14 protein-coding genes are annotated in these 21,658 nt (G+C 62.6%); 5 read left to right on the top strand and 9 right to left on the bottom strand.

What is annotated here, in order from left to right:
• Positions 1-59 precede the first annotated feature (59 nt).
• Together P3T24_RS15385 and P3T24_RS15390 are read right to left on the bottom strand one after the other, a co-directional pair.
• Positions 60-4,199: a tetratricopeptide repeat protein gene (locus tag P3T24_RS15385; RefSeq protein ID WP_429435769.1), complete on the bottom strand. Its 4,140-nt coding sequence runs from the start codon at positions 4,197-4,199 to the stop codon at positions 60-62.
• Entirely contained in the window at positions 4,189-7,044 is a 2,856-nt protein-coding gene (locus P3T24_RS15390) for a sugar ABC transporter (protein WP_429435772.1), read from the bottom strand. The genes P3T24_RS15385 and P3T24_RS15390 overlap by 11 nt, the downstream gene beginning before the upstream one ends.
• Positions 7,045-7,820: 776 nt before the next feature.
• On the opposite strand from P3T24_RS15390, the gene P3T24_RS15395 reads away from it, so the two are divergent.
• Together P3T24_RS15395 and P3T24_RS15400 are read left to right on the top strand one after the other, a co-directional pair.
• On the top strand, positions 7,821-9,227 hold the full coding sequence (locus tag P3T24_RS15395) for a sensor domain-containing diguanylate cyclase (RefSeq protein ID WP_429435776.1): 1,407 nt from the start codon (positions 7,821-7,823) through the stop codon (positions 9,225-9,227).
• 117 nt (positions 9,228-9,344) lie between these two features.
• The gene (locus P3T24_RS15400; protein WP_074265082.1) at positions 9,345-9,506 is read left to right on the top strand and encodes a DUF1328 family protein; all 162 of its coding nucleotides are present in this window, start codon (positions 9,345-9,347) and stop codon (positions 9,504-9,506) included.
• A 109-nt stretch (positions 9,507-9,615) separates the two neighbouring features.
• On the opposite strand, the gene P3T24_RS15405 is transcribed toward P3T24_RS15400, so the two are convergent.
• The 3 genes from P3T24_RS15405 to P3T24_RS15415 all read right to left on the bottom strand — a co-directional run bounded on the left by P3T24_RS15405 (position 9,616) and on the right by P3T24_RS15415 (position 11,837).
• Positions 9,616-9,960 (bottom strand): hypothetical protein, encoded by a 345-nt coding sequence (locus P3T24_RS15405; protein WP_429407625.1) that lies wholly within the window; start codon positions 9,958-9,960, stop codon positions 9,616-9,618.
• A gap of 51 nt (positions 9,961-10,011) precedes the next feature.
• Positions 10,012-10,644: a GNAT family N-acetyltransferase gene (locus tag P3T24_RS15410; protein ID WP_429435779.1), complete on the bottom strand. Its 633-nt coding sequence runs from the start codon at positions 10,642-10,644 to the stop codon at positions 10,012-10,014.
• A 152-nt stretch (positions 10,645-10,796) separates the two neighbouring features.
• Complete coding sequence (locus P3T24_RS15415) at positions 10,797-11,837, bottom strand: glycosyltransferase (protein WP_429435782.1); 1,041 nt, start codon at positions 11,835-11,837, stop codon at positions 10,797-10,799.
• 331 nt (positions 11,838-12,168) lie between these two features.
• Between P3T24_RS15415 and P3T24_RS15420 the strand changes: the two genes are divergently transcribed.
• The gene (locus P3T24_RS15420) at positions 12,169-13,593 is read left to right on the top strand and encodes a hypothetical protein (RefSeq protein WP_074265085.1); all 1,425 of its coding nucleotides are present in this window, start codon (positions 12,169-12,171) and stop codon (positions 13,591-13,593) included.
• A gap of 50 nt (positions 13,594-13,643) precedes the next feature.
• On the opposite strand, the gene rfbC is transcribed toward P3T24_RS15420, so the two are convergent.
• Together rfbC and P3T24_RS15430 are read right to left on the bottom strand one after the other, a co-directional pair.
• Positions 13,644-14,195 carry a dTDP-4-dehydrorhamnose 3,5-epimerase gene (gene rfbC, locus P3T24_RS15425; RefSeq protein ID WP_074265086.1) on the bottom strand — a complete coding sequence of 184 codons (552 nt, stop codon included), beginning with the start codon at positions 14,193-14,195 and terminating at the stop codon, positions 13,644-13,646.
• A 228-nt stretch (positions 14,196-14,423) separates the two neighbouring features.
• Positions 14,424-15,671, bottom strand: a complete 1,248-nt coding sequence (locus P3T24_RS15430) for an oligosaccharide flippase family protein (RefSeq protein WP_429407631.1) — start codon at positions 15,669-15,671, stop codon at positions 14,424-14,426.
• 134 nt (positions 15,672-15,805) lie between these two features.
• Between P3T24_RS15430 and P3T24_RS15435 the strand changes: the two genes are divergently transcribed.
• Positions 15,806-17,077: a glycosyltransferase family 4 protein gene (locus P3T24_RS15435; RefSeq protein ID WP_429435784.1), complete on the top strand. Its 1,272-nt coding sequence runs from the start codon at positions 15,806-15,808 to the stop codon at positions 17,075-17,077.
• 78 nt (positions 17,078-17,155) lie between these two features.
• Here P3T24_RS15435 and P3T24_RS15440 read toward each other — a convergent pair whose 3' ends face one another.
• Positions 17,156-18,322 (bottom strand): acyltransferase family protein, encoded by a 1,167-nt coding sequence (locus tag P3T24_RS15440; protein ID WP_429435786.1) that lies wholly within the window; start codon positions 18,320-18,322, stop codon positions 17,156-17,158.
• A 271-nt stretch (positions 18,323-18,593) separates the two neighbouring features.
• Here P3T24_RS15440 and P3T24_RS15445 point away from each other — a divergent pair, with 271 nt between their 5' ends.
• Positions 18,594-19,793, top strand: coding sequence for a glycosyltransferase (locus P3T24_RS15445; protein ID WP_429435789.1), 1,200 nt, complete (start codon positions 18,594-18,596; stop codon positions 19,791-19,793).
• Between the two features lie 80 nt (positions 19,794-19,873).
• Here P3T24_RS15445 and P3T24_RS15450 read toward each other — a convergent pair whose 3' ends face one another.
• Positions 19,874-21,622 carry an FAD-dependent oxidoreductase gene (locus P3T24_RS15450; RefSeq protein ID WP_429435792.1) on the bottom strand — a complete coding sequence of 583 codons (1,749 nt, stop codon included), beginning with the start codon at positions 21,620-21,622 and terminating at the stop codon, positions 19,874-19,876.
• Positions 21,623-21,658: the final 36 nt, after the last annotated feature.

The following is a 21,658-nucleotide window of genomic DNA, read 5'->3' on the forward strand; positions in this document are numbered from 1 at the left end:
TTATCTACGTTACATAAGCGTTGCGGCAACCCCGCCGCCCGCCCCCGACCTCGCCCGGATCAATAAAACCAGTTGTAGCGCATACCCACCACCGTCTGCGGCGTACCCAGCCGCGACACGGACTGATGCTCGAAATACAGCGCGAGGTGATCGCCGCCGAACACCGAACCCGCGAGTCCAACGCTGACGTCAGGCCCCCACCCCTGGATCGAGTTGTGCACGATGCCCACGTCGAGAAACGGCCGCCATGCATGCGTGTACTGATTGAGCAGGTCGTTGCCGAAGCCGAAGTACAGGCCATACTGCGTATAGCTCTGCGGTATGAAGTCGCTGGCGAGCGCCGGCTGCAAGGCCGCCGGCTCGAGCTGCGAAATCAGGCTGTCGGCCGAACCACTCGCACCGTAACCGCCGTGTTCGCCAACCAGACGGAACGTGTAATCGGGGTAGCCCGTGCGGATCCGGTAGCTGATTTCACCGGTTTCTAGCAGCCCGCTGCCGATGTAATCGCGCGCCTGGCTGTAGAAGCGGTCGCCTTCGACGCTACCGGTCATCGTGATTTGCTGGGTTGCGCGCCACGTGAAGTCGCCGACCAGGTTGTCCTTCATGCCGCCAATCTGGAGGAACTGGTCCTCGTCTGCGAGCTGATTGCGGCCAGCGTGCACGCCGAACTGCAGATCCGAGTTGCGGCCCGTTTCCGCTGCGAGTTGCACCGTGTAGAAACTGTCGAGCGCCTCGCGGCGGCCGATCGTCACGCTCGCCGTTGAATCCACCGTCTGCCGCTGCAGGAAAAAGCTGAGCGAGCGATCGACGGACGGAACATTGACGAGCTGGGTAATGTCCGTCGAGCGCTGGAAGTTCTGCACTTCCGTCGCGCCGATCAGGTAGTGGTCGGCGATTTTCTTGCTGCCGGCGAGCGTCTGCGCGACGTAGTCGAGCGGATGCTCGACATAGTTCACGACGCTCGCGTCGATCGACTGCGGCCAGTCGAGCGCTGTTTCGGTCAGGCGTGTATGCACGTCGTTGTTGTCGGGAGCGCCGTCGAGTCCGTCGAACGCGAGCTGCTCTGCCCGGCCCTGCCGGTCGGTTGCCACCTCGGCGTCGATGCGATCGTCCAGCGGCAGGCGCGAGCGCTCCTGCGCGAGCAGTTGTTCCATCGCGCCGGTATCGTTTTCCGCGAGTGCGATCGTGAGACGCGCATCGGCTGGCTGAGCAAGGCGCGCCGCGTATTGCTGGGCCAGCCAGCGCTTCGCGAGCGGATTGCTCTCGTGCGACACACCCCAGGCGATCGCTACGTCCTTGGCGACTGCATCGCGCAGGCGGTTATTCTGCGCGGTATCGATACCGGCTTCGGGCGCCGCGCCGGGCAAACCCTTGGCAGTACCGAGCAGCGAACGGCGCGCAAGCTTCACGCTCTCGGTCGACTGGGTGCCGGAGAGCAGATCGTTCAGCATGGCGGCCGAGTCGTCGCCGGTCTGGAAATCCGTTGAGAGCGTCACGCGCCGGCCACGAATGTCCGCGAGCGTTTCAGCGTCCTGGCCGGAACGGCCCCGCTGCGCGGCACGTGCCGCGCCGTGCAGTTTGGCCAATGCCGCTTCATCCTGCTGCAGTTGCTGCCAGACCTTATGACGGATCGACCAGGCGAGATCGGGGCGGCCTGCCATTTCCTGGGCGTCGGCATACGTCATCAGCCACAGCGGATCCCGCGACAACGAAGCGGATTCGCGCCGCAGATAGTCGAGCGCGCGCACCGGACGGTTCAGGCGCATCTCGGCGGCCGCGTACGGTTCCCATAACGCAGCACTCCTGTCTTCCGTGCCACGCCAGCGTTTCAAGGTCGCATCCAGCTGCGCGTCGGTGCCATAGTCGACCAGGGTCCACAAATAGGCCGCGCGCAGGTCCGAAGTCGCACCCGGCAGATTGACCGCGTGCTTCAGATCGTCGAGCGCCTTCTCGGGCTGGTCGGTCAGGCGATAGTATTCGGCGCGCACGCCGAGTACGCCGGGCGACTGCAGCGCTTCGTTGCGCTCCTGCTCCGTGAGGCTCGCCAGCAGCGCGGCCACACGGTCGAGCGCCTGTGCGTCGGTGTAGTAATAGATCGCGTTTTGCAGCGCACGCGGCGAATGATCGCGGCGGTACTGCAACTCGGCAACCCGTGCTGCATCGATCGGATACGGATCGAAGAAGTACGTCATGTCACCAAGGTCTTCCGGCGTGCTGTCACCGCCCGCGAGCAGATGACGGTACGCTTCGCTTGCCTCGGCGTCACGCTGCAACAGGCGCGCGAGTTCGGCGTAGTTGCGCCAGTAGTCGGTATCGCTGTCTTTCGCGTTGCCGCGTGCGCTTTGCAGTGCTGCGAACGAGGCCTCGTAATTACCCTCGCGATACAGCACGCTCGCCGTACGCAGCGCCGCGCCCGCGTTGCCGGGATCGCGCGACTGCACGGCGCGGTACGCCACGAGCGCCTGATCGTCGTGGCCCGCGCGTTCGGCGAGCGCGCCGATGCGCTGATCGATTGCATCGGCGTTGTGTCCGCGCGGCAAGCCTCGCAAAAACGCGAGGCCGTCGTCCGGCCGGCCGAGCCGCTCGTAAGTCGCGATCACGTTGTCGACCAGCTTCAGATCGTCGGGCGACGCCTGGGACGCGTGAACGAGGGCCGCAAGATACGCGTTGTCGTCGTCGAGCATCGGTGCGATGCGCAGGACGTTTTGCCAACCTACAGGGTCGTTCGACAGTCTTGCATAGTCGAGCCAGGCATTCAGCGCGAGCGACGGATTGCGGTCCCACTCGGCGGTCTGCGCGAGACGCTTCGTCCACAGGACCGAGCGCGGATCCCGCTGGACCTGCTGCTGGGCGATTTTCTCGGCATTTGCGAGGTCACCCGATTCGACGAACGACTGGAATACGAGGTCGGCTACCTTCGGATCCTTGCCGCCGCCCGGCGCGGTGCCGTCGGAGGCCGGTGCGGGCGCCGCGGCGGGTGCCGGGTCGGCTGGCGCAACGGGCTTGGGACTGGCCGGCGCGGCGGGTGCCGGGCTGGGTGTCGCGGCGGCTGCCAGCGTAGCCGTAACGGCGGGCGCTGGGCTCGGCGCCGCAACGGGCTTCGTGCCCGGCGCCGGCGTGGGCACCGGGTTTGCACCCGTGCTCGCGGCAACCCGGATCACGCCCCACCACTCCGTCGCCTTGCGCATGCTCACCGAGGCGAAACCATGGTGCGTCGGCAGCGGGCCATCCATATAGGCATACGCCGACTGCGGCGTGTCTTGCGACACGTCTCGCTCCCCACCCTGCGGAGCGTCCGATGCGATTGCAGCCGTACCATCCTGTGCCAGAGCCGTGCCAGGCCCAGATGGCTGCGCCTGCGCGTAGCGCGCGAGCATCTTCGCGTAGTAATCGACGCGATCGGGCCGGTTGGCGGCGCGCGCGAGATTGAGCAACACCACGAGGGTCGCCGGATCGGTATCGAGCGCGCCGAGATGTTGATCGGCAGCCGTCAGCGCCTCGTTCAACAGATTACCTGACTGCAGCGTGCGGATCGCCGCAATGAAACAGCGCCGCTGTTCTTCGCGCGTCTTCGCCGCGGCCTGCTGGCGGAACCAGGCGTCGGCCCCGGCGCGGTAGTCGCCCGTCTGAATGGCGTAGCGCGTGATCTGCGTATCCCAGCCGTTGCGGCCACCCGGGTCACCCGCCGAAAGGCGCGTGTAGAGTTGCAACGCCAGATCGGGCAAACCAACCGCGGCGCAACGCTGCGCCAGCCATTCGAGATCCTTCGGCGCCCACGGCAAGCGCGCGGCCTGCGTCAACTGCGCGCGCAGATTCGCAAGCGCGGCTTCGCGGCGGGGGTCGTCCTCGGGAATCGCGAACGTACGCTGTTCGGCGATCGACAGCCGCAGCATCATCGCGGCAAGCCGCATGTGAGTCGAACCGAGCGCCTCCATCCGCCGGGCTACCCGGGCGGCGTCGTCCATCCGCCCGAGCGACGTGTACTGCGCACCCAGCAGCGAGAGGAATTCCTCGTTGTTCGGCTGGACCTTCGACCAGGCTTCGAGGTAGGCAGCACTCAGATCGCTCGGCGCGCCTACTGATGCCAGCCGTTGCTGCAGGCCACCGCGCGGCGACGACGCGATCATCGTCAGCGGCACCACTGCAGCAAGCAGCAGGACGAGCTTGGTCGGAGCGATACGCGGACGCTCAGCGCGCACAGTTGACCTCGACCGGTTGATAGTTCATCTGCAGATCCGCGCTCGCGGACGTGTCGAAACGCAGGGACGAGCCGTTGCGTTGTACAGCCACGGACCGGCCGGCAACCTCGACACTGCAGGTGCCAGCATTGGCCAGTTGTACGAACGGCTGGTAATAGCCACCAAACTCGAATGCCATCCCGCGCGCCGTACGTTTGAACTGACGGACGTAACCGTTGGCGACGGCGATGTAGGGCAGTTGTGCATTCGCCGTCTGCGCCGCATCGGCCTGGGTGATCGCAAATGACGCGGCGCCATCCGCGAAGTGAATGTATGTGCCGTCGGCGCCCACGTCGTAACCGGTGACTCCGGCCGACGCGCGCAGATCCGGCACGCTGCCTGGAGGCGCACGCAGTTCGCGCACTTCGCCGTCGCCACGCACGATCCAGTTCGAATCAGGGCTGCGTGCGGCGCCCGCCGGCGCAATCGCACGCGCAACCGCGAAGTTATGCCAGTCGAGCACCTTGTGCGTGTAATCCGTGATCCTGACCGGCAGCACCGGCTCTTTGAGCACCGTCGAGAAAATCTGGTCGAGCGCGCGCAGCGATGCGACCTTGGTACCGCTATACATGTGGTAGTAAATGTCGATCGGCTTGAAGCGCAGCGGTTTGTCGGTCAGGTCGAAGGTCTCGAGTACCCGCGTAAAACCGTAGAACGGGCCGAGCCAGTCATTGGTGTAAACGTTCTCATCCTGATTCGGTGCGTACACCTGATACGCGCCCGGCCCTTTGTCGACACCGATCGGCGCGATATTGGTCCAGCTGTTCGCACTCTTCGTGATGACCGTGTCCCCGCCATTGATGTTCTGGACGCCCGCCGCGTAGGTTTTGCGCACGACGATCGCGGGCGGCTCGCAGTTGCCGGGCCACTGCAGGATGACCGTCTTCTTGCCCGGCGGCGCGAGGCGCGTATTGATGTAGTCGATCGAGCCAGTAATCTCGCGATCGATATTGAACTTGTAGTTCGGGATGTTCAGCGAGAACGCCGTATCGCCACCGCCGCGATCGATCCGCTCACCCGTCGTCGCATCGACGTCCTCCCACTCGAACGGGTGAGAATAGGTGTGCGTACCAATCTCGACGTACGGCAGTGCGAACATTTTGCGAGCGATCTCTTCGAGACGCGGCGAGATCTGCGGATACAGGCCCTTCGGCCCCACTTCGCCTTCGATGACCGACAGGGTCATCGGGATCTTGTAGCGGCTGAATACCTGTTCATAGAGCGCTTCGCCTGAGTAATCGGCCCCGGGGAATTCGACGCGTGACGCGAAGCCGTCGCCGTCCACGTGCGTCATGAAGAGCCGCCGGCCGTTTTCCGTCGTCACGTTGGGCGCCGGCATCTGCCGCAGGCGCAACGCTGCGGTGAGAAACGAAATGGGCTGGATCGCCCAGCGTTCCTGACCGATACCGTTGAGCGATACGATCGTGTACGGGTTCATCGCGTAGCCGCCCCACGGCGTGACCGCGACTTCGTCGAGCGTGGCGTTGCCCGAGCGCACGCGCAGCAGCGAATGGCTCGCGGCGCCTACCTGAATACCGACGAGGTCGCGCGGCCCCGGTTTCGGGTCGATCTCGAAGCCGATCATCGGATCTCGCGAAACGATTTCCAGCGGATCATTGAAGGGACCGGCAACGGCCAGCAGATCGAGCGCCGCGCCGTCGTCCTGCTCGGCGTCAAAACCGAACTGGCCAAGAAATGCGACCGGGACGTGCGCCGCCATGCGCGCCTCTACCCACGTGCGCCATGCACTGGTGTCACGCAGATCGTCACCCTGGAACCACGCGACGACACCCGCGTACCGGTCCGGGGTGATGTCGCTGGGCAACTGGCCATTGGCGTCGGCGTATTCGACGTCATAGCCGAGATAGTTGAGCGGCGTCGCGAGATCGCGCACGCCCGGAGTTTCGTCCAGCGGCAGACCCGCAGCCGGATCTTGCACCACCAGGATCTTGCGCGGCAGCACTTCGATCGCTCCCACACCGACCACATCGGCGGCAGCGTCCGTCACATACGGCGCCACGCCCGTCGCCAGCACCGTGGCCGCCGTCGCGCGGGCGCACACGCGGTCGGCAGGCGGGCAATATTCGAGCGAAATGACCGGCACGCCGGTCTGCTGCGTGAAGGCGCGGTCAGCGGCGACACGGCTCGCGCGCGTGGCGTCCGGCACGTCGAGCAGCTGTGCACCGCCGTTGCCCAGCCCACGCACCAGCGAATCGCCAATCACCGCGTACAAGGCTTTGGCATGCGTTTGCGCCGCTTGCAGCGCGTCCGGGCCGGCGACGACGAGGCGTGCATCCGGATGGGTGGTACGAATAGCCTCGGCGGCCGCGATCGCCGCTGGCGTGTCGAGCAGGAAGCCGCGATAGCCCCGCTGCCACAGCGGCGCGAGGGATTGTGCAAAAGCGTTGGGTGTGACGCCCGGATCCGACGGGTGCGTGCGGGCAATCCACACGGTATGCGCCAGCGGGTGCGCTGCGGGATCAAAACCACGCGTGGGATCGACCACCACGGCGTCGAATGCCTGCAGCAGATCGACCGGGACGTTCGAACCGAAGAAAAGCGCCAGGTTCGGCTGTGCCGGATGGCCGGAGACGCCGGCAAGCGCCTCGCCGGCATGGGCCGGCGACGCTGCCTGCGCGTACGCAGCCTGGTTCGGCGCGAGGCTAGTTGCCAGAACGATGAGTGTAGCGGCGCAGCAACGCACCGCTCTCGTCGCCAGCGTACTCAGCTGTAGTCGTTTGATGAGCGCCACCACCCCCGGGGCCCCCACTTGCGCGCCGAATCTCGGCGCAATCCTCGTTCGCATCTGATTTCTTATGATCGCTTTGAATGTTTTATTGGCGACCGGCGATACACGGCCCAGCTATTCAGGCCAAATCTACCGATTCGACTTCATAATGCTGACCACACTACCCCGCGGCATCCCCTCCCCGGGACAAAACAGGTAACCGGATTCATGCTGCTACAGACAGGATCGATCGACGCGCAAAAGGCATCGTTTGATACGATGATTCGGCGCGCATTTTAGCGCGTTCGCCGAATAAAGTAAGTATTATTTTTGAGACAAGTGATAACGCCAATGCCAATTAGATCAACAGGTTGGCCGGCAATTATGAGATGAAGCCCCCGCCAATAGGCGCCCGCAAACGTTTCCGCCAAGGTTAATAACCACCCAATCTCCGTTGTTAAAATTTAACGATCGTTGACTATTGAATGGCAACGTACGCCAGCGAACGGTCGCACTATTTAATTGATGATACGAATAGGCCGCAAACGTTATCGTCCGCATTCGCAAAGCGCTGACTTATTTTCTATGCCGGAATAAGCGGTGCGCGAATTGTGCTCTTTCTGATGTCATTCCGGACCCCATTCTCAATCGTCATTCGACCTCAGTGTCGTGGCGATCCTGGGCGCGCGTCAATTCCCAAATATTCGGCCATCCCATCCTTCCTTACGGGTACAAGCGTCGCCCAAACGCCACACCAGTCGATAGAATGCCCGTGGGACACAAGCCACGCCCTGCTTTCATACGTCTTTCAATATTCTTTCGCAGTCCAACTCATCACTTCACTCTAGCGTCGCATGAAGAGCAGCATCATGAGCCTGCCGGCCAGCCGGCGTCATCGCCTTGCGGCGTATGCCGTAGCGGGCCTTATTCTGAGCGTGGTTCTGGCCGTGCTGCCGGTGGCAAATGTCCGCGAGCCGAATGTCACGGCCTTCCTGCCGCTGTTCGCGATGGCCGTGTTCGTTACCGAGGGCCTCACCGCCTATCTGTTGTGGACGCAGTTCATGATCACACGTGGGCCGTTTCTCGCTGCATTGAGCGGCGCCTACGCGTACACGTCCGTCACGGTCGCGATCCAGTTGATGGTCTTCCCCGGCGTGTTCTCGCCGCAAGGGCTGCTCGGCGCCGGGCCACAGAGCGCGCTATGGATCTGGGCTTTCTGGCATAGCGGCTCGCCACTGCTGATCCTCGCCGCGCTGTTCGTGCGCCGCCGCTTCCAGGCTCCAGTGCCGCATGCGAAGACGCGTCTTGTCGGCCTGCTTTCGTTAGGTGTCCCGGTTTGTTTGTCGCTGCTGCTTTGCCTCATCGCGATCCGCGGGGATGCCTGGTTGCCCCAACTGGTCGACCCCCGGTCGTACCAACGGCTGCCGAACAGCCCCTCGGGCGTAAACATCGCCATCTTCACCGCCGGGACATTTCTCTACCTGGTCTACAGCACCCGCCTGCAGACCTTGCTCGAACTCTGGCTGGGCGTGGCCCTCTTTGCCGGACTTGGCGACGTGCTGGTGACGATTGCGGCGAACTCGCGCTATAGCATCGGCTGGTACGTGGCCCGGCTGGAATCGGTGCTGGCTTCGAGCATGGTGCTCGGCGTGCTGATCTGGGAAATCAGTCACCTGTATCGCGAGTTGCACGCGGCCAATGCAAGGCTGAGCGAATTCGCGTCGCGCGACGGCCTGACCGGCATCTTCAATCGCCGCTACTTCGACGAGCGCTACCCCATGGCGTTGGGCCATGCCCAAACGGCGCGACGTGCATTGTCGATCCTGATGGTTGACATCGATCATTTCAAGCGCTTTAACGACACGCTCGGGCATCTGCGCGGCGATGAATGCCTGGTCGCCGTTGCCGGTGCGCTGCAGGCCAGTCTGCGGCGCAGCGGCGATTTTGTAGCGCGCTTCGGTGGCGAAGAGTTCGTCGTCGTGCTGCCGGACTGCGACCACGAGATGGCCACGAAGCTTGCCGAAAACGTGCACGCGGCAGTCGCGCGCCTCGCCGTCGCGGCCCCGTTCACCGACGCGGGCTGCGTGAGCGTCTCGGTGGGTGTCGCGACTTCGCAGCCCGAGGCGGCCATACCGGCCGCCGAGCTTCTTGCCCAGGCCGACGCCGCGTTGTATCGCGCCAAGGAAGCCGGCCGCAACCGCGTCACGGCCTGGCAAGCAACGCCGCTCGGCCTTGCCTCGATTCAGGCCCGTTCGCTGTGACGGGCACAGGAGTTGCTGCCAGACGCTCAGTGGCGCGCGCGTGCTGAGCCGTTGAGGCGCAGCGCAGACCGACGTCCGCCGCTTCGACCATTCCAGTCATCCAACGAGGAGACGCCCATGCTTCGCTACGCTGCAATTTTCTTCATCATTGCCATCATCGCTGCAGTGTTCGGTTTCGGTGGCATCGCCGCCGGCGCCGCTGAGATCGCCAAGGTCCTGTTCTTTATCTTTATCGTGATCTTCCTCGTGACCTTGCTGATGGGCGTGGTGCGACGCTGACGGCTAGCGAGGGCCAAAGGAACACCGGACTGGGCCGTCGCGCATTGCAATTGTTGCGCCTCCAGATTGCAATAGTTGCGGCCCGGTTTGCGACTGCCCCTTGATGAGATCAGAGCGCCGCAGCCGCAGGATTAAGCTCGATATGCAGCACAACCAGCCAGCGCCGCGGACAATCGGCCGCGATGCGCGGCCCCGGTTGACCGTCGCGCGCGGCGGCGACAAAACCCTTCTCTTTGGCAAAGCTGAACGCGCGGCGCGCGTCGGCCTGCAGCCACATCGAAACGAGTCCGCAGGTCACGAAACCGAACACGGAAACAATCTGCGGCGAGATGCCCGCGTCGATCTGCCGTGCAAGCACCGTGAACGCAGTAGTCAGGATCTGGCTTGCCGCAATCGCGATCAACACGACCTTGAGCATGCCCCGGAACATCATCCCCGGTCTTGGGCGCACCATCTCTTTCTTCGGTCCTTCTGCTGGTTTGTTTAGGGGGTCTCGCATGGCAGCCTATGCCGCGCGGGCAATCTGGCGGCGCGGCAGTTCGAGCCGCTGCGACCACGTGGCGAGGGTTCGCGCCGCCACTGCGGGTTTGCTGAGAATCGCGCTGTCGTAGCGTTTGCCGTCAAAGCGCATGAAGTCGACGATGCGAAAGCCGTGGCCGCGATAAAACGCAACCAGATGTGCAGCGGGCTGCGGGGTATCCAGAGCGAGTTCCGCATAGCCGCGGGTGGCCGCCCAGTGATCGGCGAAGGCCAGCAGCAGCGTACCGATGCCGCGCGCCTGCCAGGCCGGTTCGACGCCGAACTGGCGCAGGCTCGCGATATCGTCGCGGCGGTACAGTTCGCAAGGCGACTCGCGATCGGGCGCATACAAGGTCATGGTGCCCACGATGCGGCCATCGCATACAGCCACGTAGCAATCGCCGCGTGAAGCCCGCGAACGCGTCACCGCGACGCTCTGATCGACGCAGCTACAGTTCAGGCCCATCGTGCCGAGCCGCTCAAACGCGCGATGCAGCATGGTTGTGAGCGCATCGAACGAATCGCGCGCCGGATCGAAGCGCCGCAGTTCGATACGGCCAAGGCCGCGCCGGACATACTCGATCCGCTGGGGCTGCTGCAGGGCTGCGCGCTGATTCATACTCACCTTGACCATCCACATTCATCATCAGGTGATTGAAGTGTAGATTTGGCCTGTGAGCACCCGCAAGAAAAAATGTCGTAAAAACTGCATACATCGCCGGGCGACCGGGTGGCCGCCGCCAAGGCTTGCAGCAGGAAAGCGGGCGTGTATCAAACGAAGTGACCACACTCGCGGACAATTTCGCCCGTGCTGCCGACGATCGCCGCGGCCGCGATTTCATCCATGCTCGCGCTCCACCTGTCACGCACGACCTTGTCGTGAGCTTGCGCCCCCTCCATGATTTCGCTTCGTTCGAAGTGAGCTTCTGCATGCTTTATATAGTCGCCGTAAGCGGCACCTTGCGGCACCAGCACGCCGAAGTGCCCGAAATTCTCCCTGAAGGTTGCGCGGTCAGGAACGACCGGACGGCAGCCACACAGCGCCGCTTCGAGAACCGGCATGCAAAAGCCCTCGAGGTCCGAGGTCGAAATGACCGTACCGGAACGACGATAAATACTCGAGAGTTCGTCATCGCTCAGGCCCGTGAATACCTTGATTCTCTTGGCGAGCCCTAGCGCCTCGACCTCTTGCGTCAGAACCGGCACCGCCTCGCGCGGCACGACCATTGCGACAGTCCCCGTGCCCTCGACGTCTTCCTTGACGTAACCCAGCACACGCTGATAGTTCTTGTGCTCAGCCAACGTCCCCACCCACACCGCTTCGTAGCGTTCACCGGCAGGCGCCTCGCCAGCGGAGGACAGAAACTGCCTGTCTATCGGAACGCCGCAGATGTGGTATGGCAACTTTCCGTAGACCTGATTGATCATGCGTCCAGTCGCATGGGTCACGCTGTAAATAAAGCCCATTTTTCTGGAAGCCCATGGCAGGTAGTAGCGATAAAACAGAAGCGACTTTCTGTTGCGCGGATAGAAGTACTGGATGATGTCGTGATAGATCGGAATCTGCTTTGAAAATGCGAACGGAACCACGTATTCCTGGGATGTCACGACAATCAACGGATAACCCGCCGAGCGCCACGCATCGAACACGAAAGCCCAATAAATCACGAGCCAGGGAACGTGCAACCTGCCGAGGATTCTCAATACGGCATGATTCCGCTGCGCGTCTTCCAGCTCCTTCGCCCCCAGCACGATGACTTCGCAACCGTGCGACCTGAGCGCCCCGGTCATGTGCGTCAGAAAGCGTGCCATGCTCCCCGGCCCACCCACATTGGCTCCTGGCCCGCATACCAAAACTGATTTCACCTGGCCTCCGCGCAATCGATAAACGTGCGATGAATTAATGGTCCACTGAGCTATACGCGCTCGCCCGCCAACATAGCGGCGTTCGCAGACAGGCCGTAGACGATCAACCTGACGAGTGTGCGCCACCGATCCGTGCGGCGCCGCCGAAAATTAGTCGTTTGACGCCGCGCGTCCGAATGGCGGGGTACCCACTGTTATATTCAGAAAAAAAGGGGGATACGGTCATGGCAAATACCATCTGCCGGGGCGATCCATGTGGAACAAGAGAGAGCCCGTGATGCGTAATTTCTTCACTTCGTTCTGGCTATGGATCTTCCTGTTGCCGCTCGCGCTGGACTACAAGGCGGCCGACGACGCGCGCAGCCATCTCGCGCAGATCCTGCTCGTCATACCGGTGCTAGGCGCCGGCTTCGTCCTCGAACTGATTGCACCACGCTTTGCACGCAAGGCCAAGCTTCGTTCGATCGTCAGCGTTGCGGTGATGGTGACTGTCCTCGGCAGCATCGTGCCGCAACTGCTGGAAGGTAACGATTTCGGCAACTACCTGCGCGTTCTGCTGCCATTTCTGCTGTTCCTGCTTGGCTACCGGGTGATGTGCCATCCCTGGCACGAACAACGCATCGGGCAGATCGAGAAGGCCCTGTTCTGGGCAAATGTCCTGTGTCTGCTGTTCACGCTGGTGTACGGCATGAAAACCACGGCCACCGGTCTCGACGACGTCCGCTACCGCATCGTTTCCCCCACCTTCCTGGTCCTTCAGGCTGCCCTGCTCCACGAATTCGTCATTGCGAAGCGCTTTACCAAGTTCTCTATCTTCATCTTCATGATCACCGTGGTGATCGAACTGCTAAGCGTTACGCGAAGCCTGATGCTGGGCACGCTGCTCCTGCTCATGCTGGCGACCTGGCTGGGTGCGCCGTCGATCCATCGTCTGATGCGCGCAGTGCTGCGCGCGGCGCTCGTCGCCGTCATCTGCGGTGCGGTGATCGCAGGCGGCGCCTCATTCTTCCCGACCGTCGCCGAACACTGGACTATCCGCATGTCCGCATCGAAGGCGACCGAGTCGGGCAGAGACCCCACCACGATAACGCGTCTGGCTGAAATGAAGGATCAGTATGACCAGATCACGTCTTCGCCCGATTCGCTGCTGTTCGGCAAGGGCTATGGACACTATTACCGCTACTCTCCGTCGTATTTACCGGATCTGGCCGGACAGATCAGTGCCAAGGACTTCTACGCAATCCACGAGTGGTTCGCGGGGCACAACTTCTGGGTCTACCAGCTGTTCGCAGGCGGCATCGTATTCGGTCTTGCGCTACCGTTAGCGCTGCTCTACTCGCTCTACCGCTGCTGCATCGCTTACAGAAAGTGGCGGGCAGTCGCACCCAATTCACTGTACCTGCCGGTAATGGGACGCGCCATTCTGATGGTGGCGGCCTTGCCGGCGACGTCGATAGGTGGCAATCCGCTCGGCCCACGCTTTGCGGGGCTGGTGTTCGGTGTCGCCCTGGGCCTGATGATTTCGATGCACGCGCACCTGCATCGGATGCACGTAGCACGGACTCGCCGCGCGATGCCGATCAACGTTGCGCGCGCCAGGCTGAACGCCGGCGTCACGGGTGTGAAGGGCATGCCGCACCTGCCTGGTGTGCCCGGGGTGACTCGTGTGCCGGGCTCGTCCGGAATGCCGGGCATGCAATAGCGCAGTCTGGCGACGAGACAGAAGCAGAAGCGACTACGCGTAATGCCTGCCTACGCGTAGAACTCGCTCTCGTACAGCCGCTTGCCGGCTTCGTCCTTGGGCGCGAGGATGGGCGCAAACTCGATCGGCCAGTCGATGCCAATATCCGGGTCGCTCCACAGGATGCTGCGCTCGTGTTCGGGATACCAGTAGTCGGTTGCCCTGCACAGGCACTCGGCCATATCCGACATCACCACGAAGCCATGCGCGAATCCGGGCGGCACCCACATTTGCCGACGGTTGGCAGCGCTCAGATGCACGCCGATCCATTTTCCGAAGGTATGCGAACTAAGGCGGACATCCACAGCCACATCGAAGACGTCTCCCACTACTACACGCATGAGCTTGCCCTGCGGGCGGTGAATCTGATAATGCAGACCACGCAACACGCCGCACTTCGAGCGTGAATGATCGTCCTGTACGAATTCGACGCCACCGGCCACCGACTCGGCGAATTCGTCGGCGTTGAATGTTTCGAACGAGCTGCCCGCCTCGTCGCAGAACAGGTCTGTTTCGACGATCTTGACTTCCGGAAGCGCCGTTCGTGTCACCTTGATGCTCATGCCGCTCTTCCCGTGAAGAGGTGCTGCCGTCCCGCCATGAGGACCGGCGCGTCGACTGGCTAACCGTTCGTAACCGCTGCACACACTGCGCGTGACGCCCTGCTTCGCAGCATGTGAAAAATGTGCGCTCATGCGATCACTCCTTCGATCCCGCGGGCGATCGCCAGGTACCGCTTCGCCAGAGATCCTGCGCCCCGTCGACGACACGTGGGCACTCAAAAACCTGCATCACGTCCTCTTCACACTCCGGTAAAACATCCAGCCGGCGCTGCCGACAAGACCCACTGTCATGGACCACGCCACACCCGTGACGCCCCAGAAGTGCGTCGCCGGCGGCACGGTGATGACGAGCGTGATGATCTGCAGAACCGCAGCCTGGGTCGCTACCTTCGGCAACCCGATTGCACGCACGTAGGCAACCAGCACGGCGATGAGCGAGCCGATCGCCATGTTGATGACAAAGATCCTGAAGAGCGGTACCGCAGACATCCAGGCCGGTCCGAGCACGAACATGAACAGCGGCCCGGCGACGGCGCGCAACACGAGCACCAGAAGCACCAACCCAACCGTAGCGATGGCAAAGTAGCGCACAAACAGCTTTTGCGCCGAGCCGTCCTCGCGCCGATGATGGGCGGAAAAGGTCGGAAACAGGTACTGCTGCATGGCGATGGCCGCGTCCGCGAGCAACATCTGCGCAAACTTCGACGACATCTGATAAGCGCCGAGCGCCGCCGGCCCAAGCAGTTTGCCGACCAGCACCTTGTCGAACTGGTTGAGCAGCAGATTGACGATACTGCCCGCCCAGATCCAGCGGCTGAAGTTCACGTAATGACCAATGCCGTGCCACGACAGACGAACCGGCGGCCGGGGCGACATCGTGGTCCACGTCAGCGTCGTCTTCAGCGTCTCGCCGGCGATCATGCCGATCAGCATGGCGTAAGCACCTGTACCCGCCCAGGCACACGCGAGTCCGAGCGCGCAATCGGTAAACGCCGCTGAGGTTTCGACGCCAGCCAGCTGCTGAAAACTCCGCTCGCGCTGAAGCATGAAATATGCTGGCGAGGCGAGGCCACGGATCAGCGGCAACGCCGCGGCCAGTTGCAACAGCAACAGCGAACCGCCCAGATGGAATTGCGAATTCATGAGCGGTGCAAGCGCGATCAACAGCAGCGCAATCATGGCGCCACGTGTGGTCAGCGTCGTCCACACCGCACCGAGTTCCGTGCGAGTGGGCGTGCTCTTCGCCTGCACCACGGCCTGGGCGAGGCCGGTATCGCTCAGGGACTCGGCAATCGCCACCGCGAGCAACGCGACACTGACGCTACCGATTGCAGACGGTCCGAGCAGACGTCCAATCGCGAGAAATTTGATCGCCACGAGGCCACGTACGACAATCTGCTGGATCAGGACCCAGGTCGCCGCACTGCTATTGAAAGCAGGCCTCATCGAGACAAGCGGAACCCTGATCGATCTCACAGCGGACCTCCCCTTTAGTATTTGCTACAGCATGCCTGACACGGTAACGCGGCTGTTTATGCGGGGACCGCCATCTCCTAGCCGATATCGGCCCCGCGCAGGCCTGTGACAATGTTTTTCGCTACCTTCGGGGTATGACAAAAGACACTATCCTCGTGATCGAACCCGACTTCTCCGGACACCGTTGGCGCTATGCCGAGTGGGCCGGACAAGCGTGTGTCGAAGCCGGCTACCAGTGCGTCATCGTGACCGCCTCGGCGAACGCGACGCATCCGCTTGCGCAACGCCTTGCCGCCGGTAACCGCAACGACAACGGCACCGGCAGCAACGCGGACCTGCAGATCACCTTCGTCGACCCGCCTGCCGAAGCGAGCCGCGCGAGCCTCAGCTCAGTGAGCTACGTGCGCTACTTCCGCCATTTCCAGCACATCTATCGCACCGTCAGCCGCGAGTACCGCGTGGTGCTGGCAGTCGTACCGTATGTGGACTACTTCTTTTATGCGTTGCCATTTCTCGGCTCACCGTTCGGCAACACACCGTGGATCGGCATCACGATGCGTGCGGCCTTCCATCATCACGAGGCTGGCGTGCGCGCACCGCGCCGTCCGCTGGTCAATGCCATCAAGGAGCAGCTATTTCGCCGCGCAGTGCGGACAAGCGGCCTGAAAACCTTGCTGACCATCGACCCGACGCTCTCCGACTGGTGCGCGAGCCATCCTGAACCCGGCGCTGCGCCGGTGCAGTATCTCGCCGACCCCTCCCCTGATGCCGTGCCAGGCGACCCTTGGCTCGCCCGCGAGCGGCTCGGTCTGCCAGGCTATGGGCAGTATGTGCTGGTGTACGGCTCGATCGGCGAACGCAAGGGCATCTTCGAGCTCATCGAGGCGCTGGCTGCGCGAGAGGACGCACCGACGCTGGTGATCGCCGGCGCCCAGGAGAAGGACGCACGAGCGCCTCTGCGCGACGCGCTCGCGCAACTGAGCCCCGAGCCCGTGGTACTTGACCGCTTCATCGACAGCGACGCCGAACAGGATCTCTTCTCGGCCTGCGACATCATCTGGCTCGGCTATAAAGGACACTACGGCATGAGCGGCGTGCTGGTGCAGGCGTATCGCGCAGGGCGGCCGGTCATCGCCACAGCGGACGGACTGATTGGCTGGTTTTGCCGGGACGGCGAACTGGGCCCGGTGATCGACGATCTCACGCCAGACTCGATCAATCAGGCTCTCGACACCCTGCTGGATTCCATCTGGGTGAGGCCGGGCGCATCGAACGGCCATCTGCTCGAGCGCAATACCCTGGCTCACTTCAAGCAGACGCTGCAGTCCGCGATTCAGGTGTCGTCGGCGCGCCAGACTCGCGGCGCGGCCACACTGCCAACTCAAGCGGCAGTGCCACGCCCATAAGTGGCTCCTTGAGCAGTTCCCTGAGCAGGGATTTGAGCGAAGAACCCCTAAGCAATGCCTGCCATCGGGGTCCCTCTGTTACGAGACCTGTCCGCCGACCGCCGGCACTTCCAGTTCCTCCGGCATGCCCTCGCCCTTCGCGCCCTTGCGGCGAGCCGGGAAAATCGCATCGCGGATACGCAGGAACGGGAACTCGATGGCGCGCGTCGTCACATAGCCGATCACGATCGCAATCGCAAACTGCGCGATCAGCACCGGCGCCCATGCGGCGATGGCCGGCACATGCAATGCCGCGAACTTGCGGATCAACATGTCGCCGGGTGCAAGCGCCAGCGAGTGCCACAGGTAGATACCGTACGAGTAGACGCCGATCCACGCCACCGCGCGGAACAGCCATGCTTCGCGCAGCTTCTGCGAGTACTCGATGGTCAGCACGATCAACGCGCAAAAGCCGAGCGCCTGGATCGTGTAACCGATGCTCTCGTCGAGCGGAATGTTCTTCGTGGCGAGCACGAGCCATGCAACAAGCGCCAGCACCAGTGCTATCAGGGTTTTCTTGTGCGCGGCCAGGCGGCGATAAAGCTCCGGCTTCATCCAGTACACCGCCGCCAGAATCACGCCGAACAGCAGGCTGTCGATGCGGTATTGCGTGTAGAAGAACGCGGCATCCAGATTGCCGTTCGCGACCACCGCGCAGCGCGCCGCCAGCACGATCACACAGATGGTCAGCAGCGTGGCGATGACCGCATTCGCCCGCAGTCTGAGCGCCGCGACGATCATCAGGAGTGCTGGCAGAAACAGATAGAAGTGCTCTTCGACCGCCAGACTCCACGTCTGACTAATCGAGGAGCCCAGATAGTTCTGCATATGCGTGAGGTTCTGAACCAGGAAAGTGCTGGTCGGATGGCGTCCCGAGAGCACGTGGAACAGGATCAGCACATAGTAGGCGGGCCAGATCTTGAAGATCCGCCGGATGATGAAGCGTCGCGCATCGATGTGGCCCACCTTGGCATACTGCTTGAGCAGCAGCCCACCCACGAGGAAGCCGCTCAGCGTGAAGAACAGGTTGACCCCTTCACGGCCGAAACTCTTCAGCGGATACTCGATGGACGCGATAATCGCACTGCCCGTTTGTACGCTGTGGAAATGAAAACCCATCACCGCAATGATCGCAATGCCCCGAATGAAATCGAGCTCGATCGAGCGTTGGGGCCCTTTGCTATTTTCTGTCCCAAACCAGCGCATGATTTTTCCCCCTGACACGGAATTGACGTGTTCAAAACGTGTTTCCGCGATCCGTCCTCTTATCTTCTTGTGACGGATACGGTTTGATCCGCCAACATCACGGCTTTCACGGCCATTGTGTGTACTGTTGGCGAACTCCAACACCCGTGTGCGAAGACGTACCAAGGCAGCAGTCGATTCACGCCGAAGGCTAGCCGCCTTGCGCCTCGCGAGGCGGTTACGCGAATGTGCACTGCTATATTCGAAACCATAATTGGGGGAATACGGTGCCATGAAGATTCTGCATTTGCTGTCGACGCTCGACCCGCGCGCAGGTGGTCCCACGGAAGGCGTGCGGCAAAGCGGCGTGAACATGACAGCGCTCGGCCATCGGATTGAAGTCGCGACTGTCGACGACCCGTCTGCGCCATGGCTCGAATCGTTCCCACTCCCCGTTCATGCACTCGGCCCCGCCAGAGGCTCGTACGGCCTCACGCCGAAGCTGGTGCCGTGGCTCAAGGCGCACGCTGCCTCATTCGATGCCGTGATCGTCAACGGTCTATGGCAGTACCACGGCTACGCCGCCTGGAAAGCACTGCGGCATCTCGACGTGCCGTATTACGTGTTTCCGCACGGCATGCTGGATCCATGGTTCAAGCGCACCTACCCGCTCAAGCATCTCAAGAAGTCCCTGTATTGGCCGTGGGCCGAGTACCGGGTCTTGCGCGATGCGACGCGTGTGATGTTTACCGCCCAGGAAGAATGTCGCCTCGCGCGCGAATCGTTCCGCCTCTACCGGGTCAATGAAGAGGTCGTCGCGTTCGGCACCAACCGGCCGCCCGCCGACGCGGGAAGTTTGCGCGAAGCGTTTTACGCGACCTATCCAGCCCTGCGCGGCAAACGGTTGATCCTGTTCCTCGGCCGTATCCATCCAAAGAAGGGTTGTGACCTGCTGTTGCAGGCGTTTGCCGCGGCGCGCGATCTCGATCCAGCGGCACATCTCGTGATGGCCGGCCCGGACGGCGGCCAGTGGAACGCGACGTTGAGGACGTTGAGTGCCAAACTCGCGATCGACAGCCGCGTCACATGGACTGGCATGCTGCAGGACGATCGAAAGTGGGGGGCGTTCTACGCCGCTGATGCGTTCGTCCTGCCGTCACACCAGGAGAACTTCGGCATCGCTGTGGCGGAAGCGCTCGCCTGCGGCCTGCCTGCGCTGATCTCCGACAAGGTGAATATCTGGCGCGAAGTCGAAGCAGATGGTGCGGGCTTCGTGGCGCCTGATACCGTTGCAGGCACACTCGCCAACCTCACCCGCTGGCTGCAACTCGACGCAATCGATGCGCAGAAGATGCGCAAGCAGGCCTTGCACTGCTTCGAGCAGCACTTCACGGTGGATGCAATGTCGGCCGATCTGCTGCGCGTGCTGCAGCAGGGCCGCCGCAAGCAAGGCGCAGCGGAGCGTTCGCCGCTGGCGCTGGGGCAAGGTTAGGTTTACTCAGGTTACCGAAGCATAGTCGCCAAAGCCCAGAGCCCCACGCGCGCCCCAACTCCGGGCGCCCGCGCTTTTTCTCACTTCTTCGCCAGAAACAGCAGGTCCTCGCCCAACGGCCGCACCTCGGCTGCGAACGGCAATTTCTCACCCACCAGTTCCCCACCTGCTGCCGGCGCTTGCGTCAGCGTAGCGAGGTTCGCCTGCAGCCCGGGCTCGCGGCCCTTGAGCGCGTGCGCCACGTGTTCGGCGAGCCGCAACGTCAGGGCCACAATCGTGATGGTCGGGAAATTTGCGCCCACGGTCGGAAACACCGAACTGCCGGCTACGTACAGATTGGCAATGCCATGCACCTTGCAATCGCGATCCACTACACCCTGGCGCGGCGAATCGTGCATACGGGTGGTCCCCATGTGGTGCCATGTGCCTTCAATCTGTTCCGGCCATGGCCGCCCTTCGAGCGGCGCATCGAGCGAGACGCTCGCCACCCCGCCCAGTTGCATCTCCTGTGCGAGCAATGCGTTGGTGCGGTCGAAGGTGCGCTTCACCAGTTCCGTCAACTGCCAGTCCACTTTCACACGCTGCATGCCGAGACGATCGCGCTGCGTCGACAAGGTCACGCGGCTATCGCGATTCGGTTCTGCCTCCACGATGGTCTGGAACTTCACGTCGGTGATCAGCGCGCGCGGCTGAAACAGGCGCGCCGCGCCAAAGCAGCCAGCCTCGACCGGATGCAACGCCATCGTGGCGATATCGCGGCGCAGGCTCCAGCCCGGCTGGTCCTTTTTCAGCAAGGCCTGCTTGCAGCGGATCAGCGCTTCAGCACCATCGGTGTTCTCACCATAGAACATCGAATAGAACCACACGCGCGCGTTGAGCAGCTTCTCGCGTTCGAGCACCTCCTGGGTCAGCGCGAACTGCGACGAGATATGCTGGCCGTGAGCCTTCACCGCGTCGTTCTGGTAGTGATACTTGATGTCGTAGAGCTTGTTGCGCGCCCACGCCGGATTGAAGCGAATGCTGCCCGACATGATACGCGGATGGTCCATGAAATAGCGGCCCACCAGATCGTGACCGTTGCCGAGGCCCGCCGCCTGCACCTTGTTGGCCGCCAGCAGCAGGCGCGCATTCTCGATGCCGCCCGTAGCCAGAATGAAGATCTTTGCAGTCACCACGAAGTGGCGCCCGCTCAGCGTGACGACCTGCACGCGCGAAACGTTCTGCGCCTGGGTATCCGTGTCGATGTCGAGCACGTTGGCGTTAAGGAAGACGCGCACATGGTGCGACTTCTGCAATTCGCCGCGGTACAGTTTGCCGAAGCGCACCGGCGGGCTGAATTGCGAGATCGTGTCGCGTACGTTGCCGCTCGGCAGCGGATGCCGGCGCACATCGGAACGGTTGATCGAGCTCTCCCAAAACGCCGGATCGAAATTCTGCGGCCCGAGCTTGAGCAAGCCATGCGTCGCCGCGTAATAGGGTTTCAGTTCCTCGAGCCCGAACGGCCAGCCGCTGTCTTTGACCCAATCACGCTTTTCGAAGTCCCAGGGATCGAGCGGGCGGCACCAGCCACCCCAGCAATTGCTGCTGCCGCCGAGAAAGCGGCTGCGGCTGCCATCCGCGAACGTATAGGGAATGCCGACGTTCTCGCCGCGATACAGGTCGCGTGTTTCGTCGTCGGCCTTGTAACCGCCGCTCTCGAGCAGGCATGTGTCGATGCCGAGCTTGCTCATTTCGAGCGCGAACGTAATACCGGCTACGCCTGCTCCGATTATGCAAACGGTGGTCCTAATGACCGACCGCTCTTCCACACCCCGGCTGTCGATGAACATCCCCGCTCCCGTGATTCTTGTGCAGCCGCCGTACCG

The organism is Paraburkholderia sp. GAS33 (assembly GCF_050436645.1).
Lineage (GTDB): Bacteria > Pseudomonadota > Gammaproteobacteria > Burkholderiales > Burkholderiaceae > Paraburkholderia > Paraburkholderia phenazinium_B.

What these genes read in the sequence shown, in the direction of transcription:
- P3T24_RS15390 (WP_429435772.1), bottom strand. Translation starts at nt 7,044, where the DNA reads ATGCGAACGAGGATTGCGCCGAGATTCGGCGCGCAAGTGGGGGCCCCG.
- P3T24_RS15395 (WP_429435776.1), top strand. Translation starts at nt 7,821, where the DNA reads ATGAAGAGCAGCATCATGAGCCTGCCGGCCAGCCGGCGTCATCGCCTT.
- P3T24_RS15400 (WP_074265082.1), top strand. Translation starts at nt 9,345, where the DNA reads ATGCTTCGCTACGCTGCAATTTTCTTCATCATTGCCATCATCGCTGCA.
- P3T24_RS15405 (WP_429407625.1), bottom strand. Translation starts at nt 9,960, where the DNA reads ATGGTGCGCCCAAGACCGGGGATGATGTTCCGGGGCATGCTCAAGGTC.
- P3T24_RS15410 (WP_429435779.1), bottom strand. Translation starts at nt 10,644, where the DNA reads ATGAATCAGCGCGCAGCCCTGCAGCAGCCCCAGCGGATCGAGTATGTC.
- P3T24_RS15415 (WP_429435782.1), bottom strand. Translation starts at nt 11,837, where the DNA reads ATGGCACGCTTTCTGACGCACATGACCGGGGCGCTCAGGTCGCACGGT.
- P3T24_RS15420 (WP_074265085.1), top strand. Translation starts at nt 12,169, where the DNA reads ATGCGTAATTTCTTCACTTCGTTCTGGCTATGGATCTTCCTGTTGCCG.
- rfbC (WP_074265086.1), bottom strand. Translation starts at nt 14,195, where the DNA reads ATGAGCATCAAGGTGACACGAACGGCGCTTCCGGAAGTCAAGATCGTC.
- P3T24_RS15435 (WP_429435784.1), top strand. Translation starts at nt 15,806, where the DNA reads ATGACAAAAGACACTATCCTCGTGATCGAACCCGACTTCTCCGGACAC.
- P3T24_RS15440 (WP_429435786.1), bottom strand. Translation starts at nt 18,322, where the DNA reads ATGCGCTGGTTTGGGACAGAAAATAGCAAAGGGCCCCAACGCTCGATC.
- P3T24_RS15445 (WP_429435789.1), top strand. Translation starts at nt 18,594, where the DNA reads ATGAAGATTCTGCATTTGCTGTCGACGCTCGACCCGCGCGCAGGTGGT.
- P3T24_RS15450 (WP_429435792.1), bottom strand. Translation starts at nt 21,622, where the DNA reads ATGTTCATCGACAGCCGGGGTGTGGAAGAGCGGTCGGTCATTAGGACC.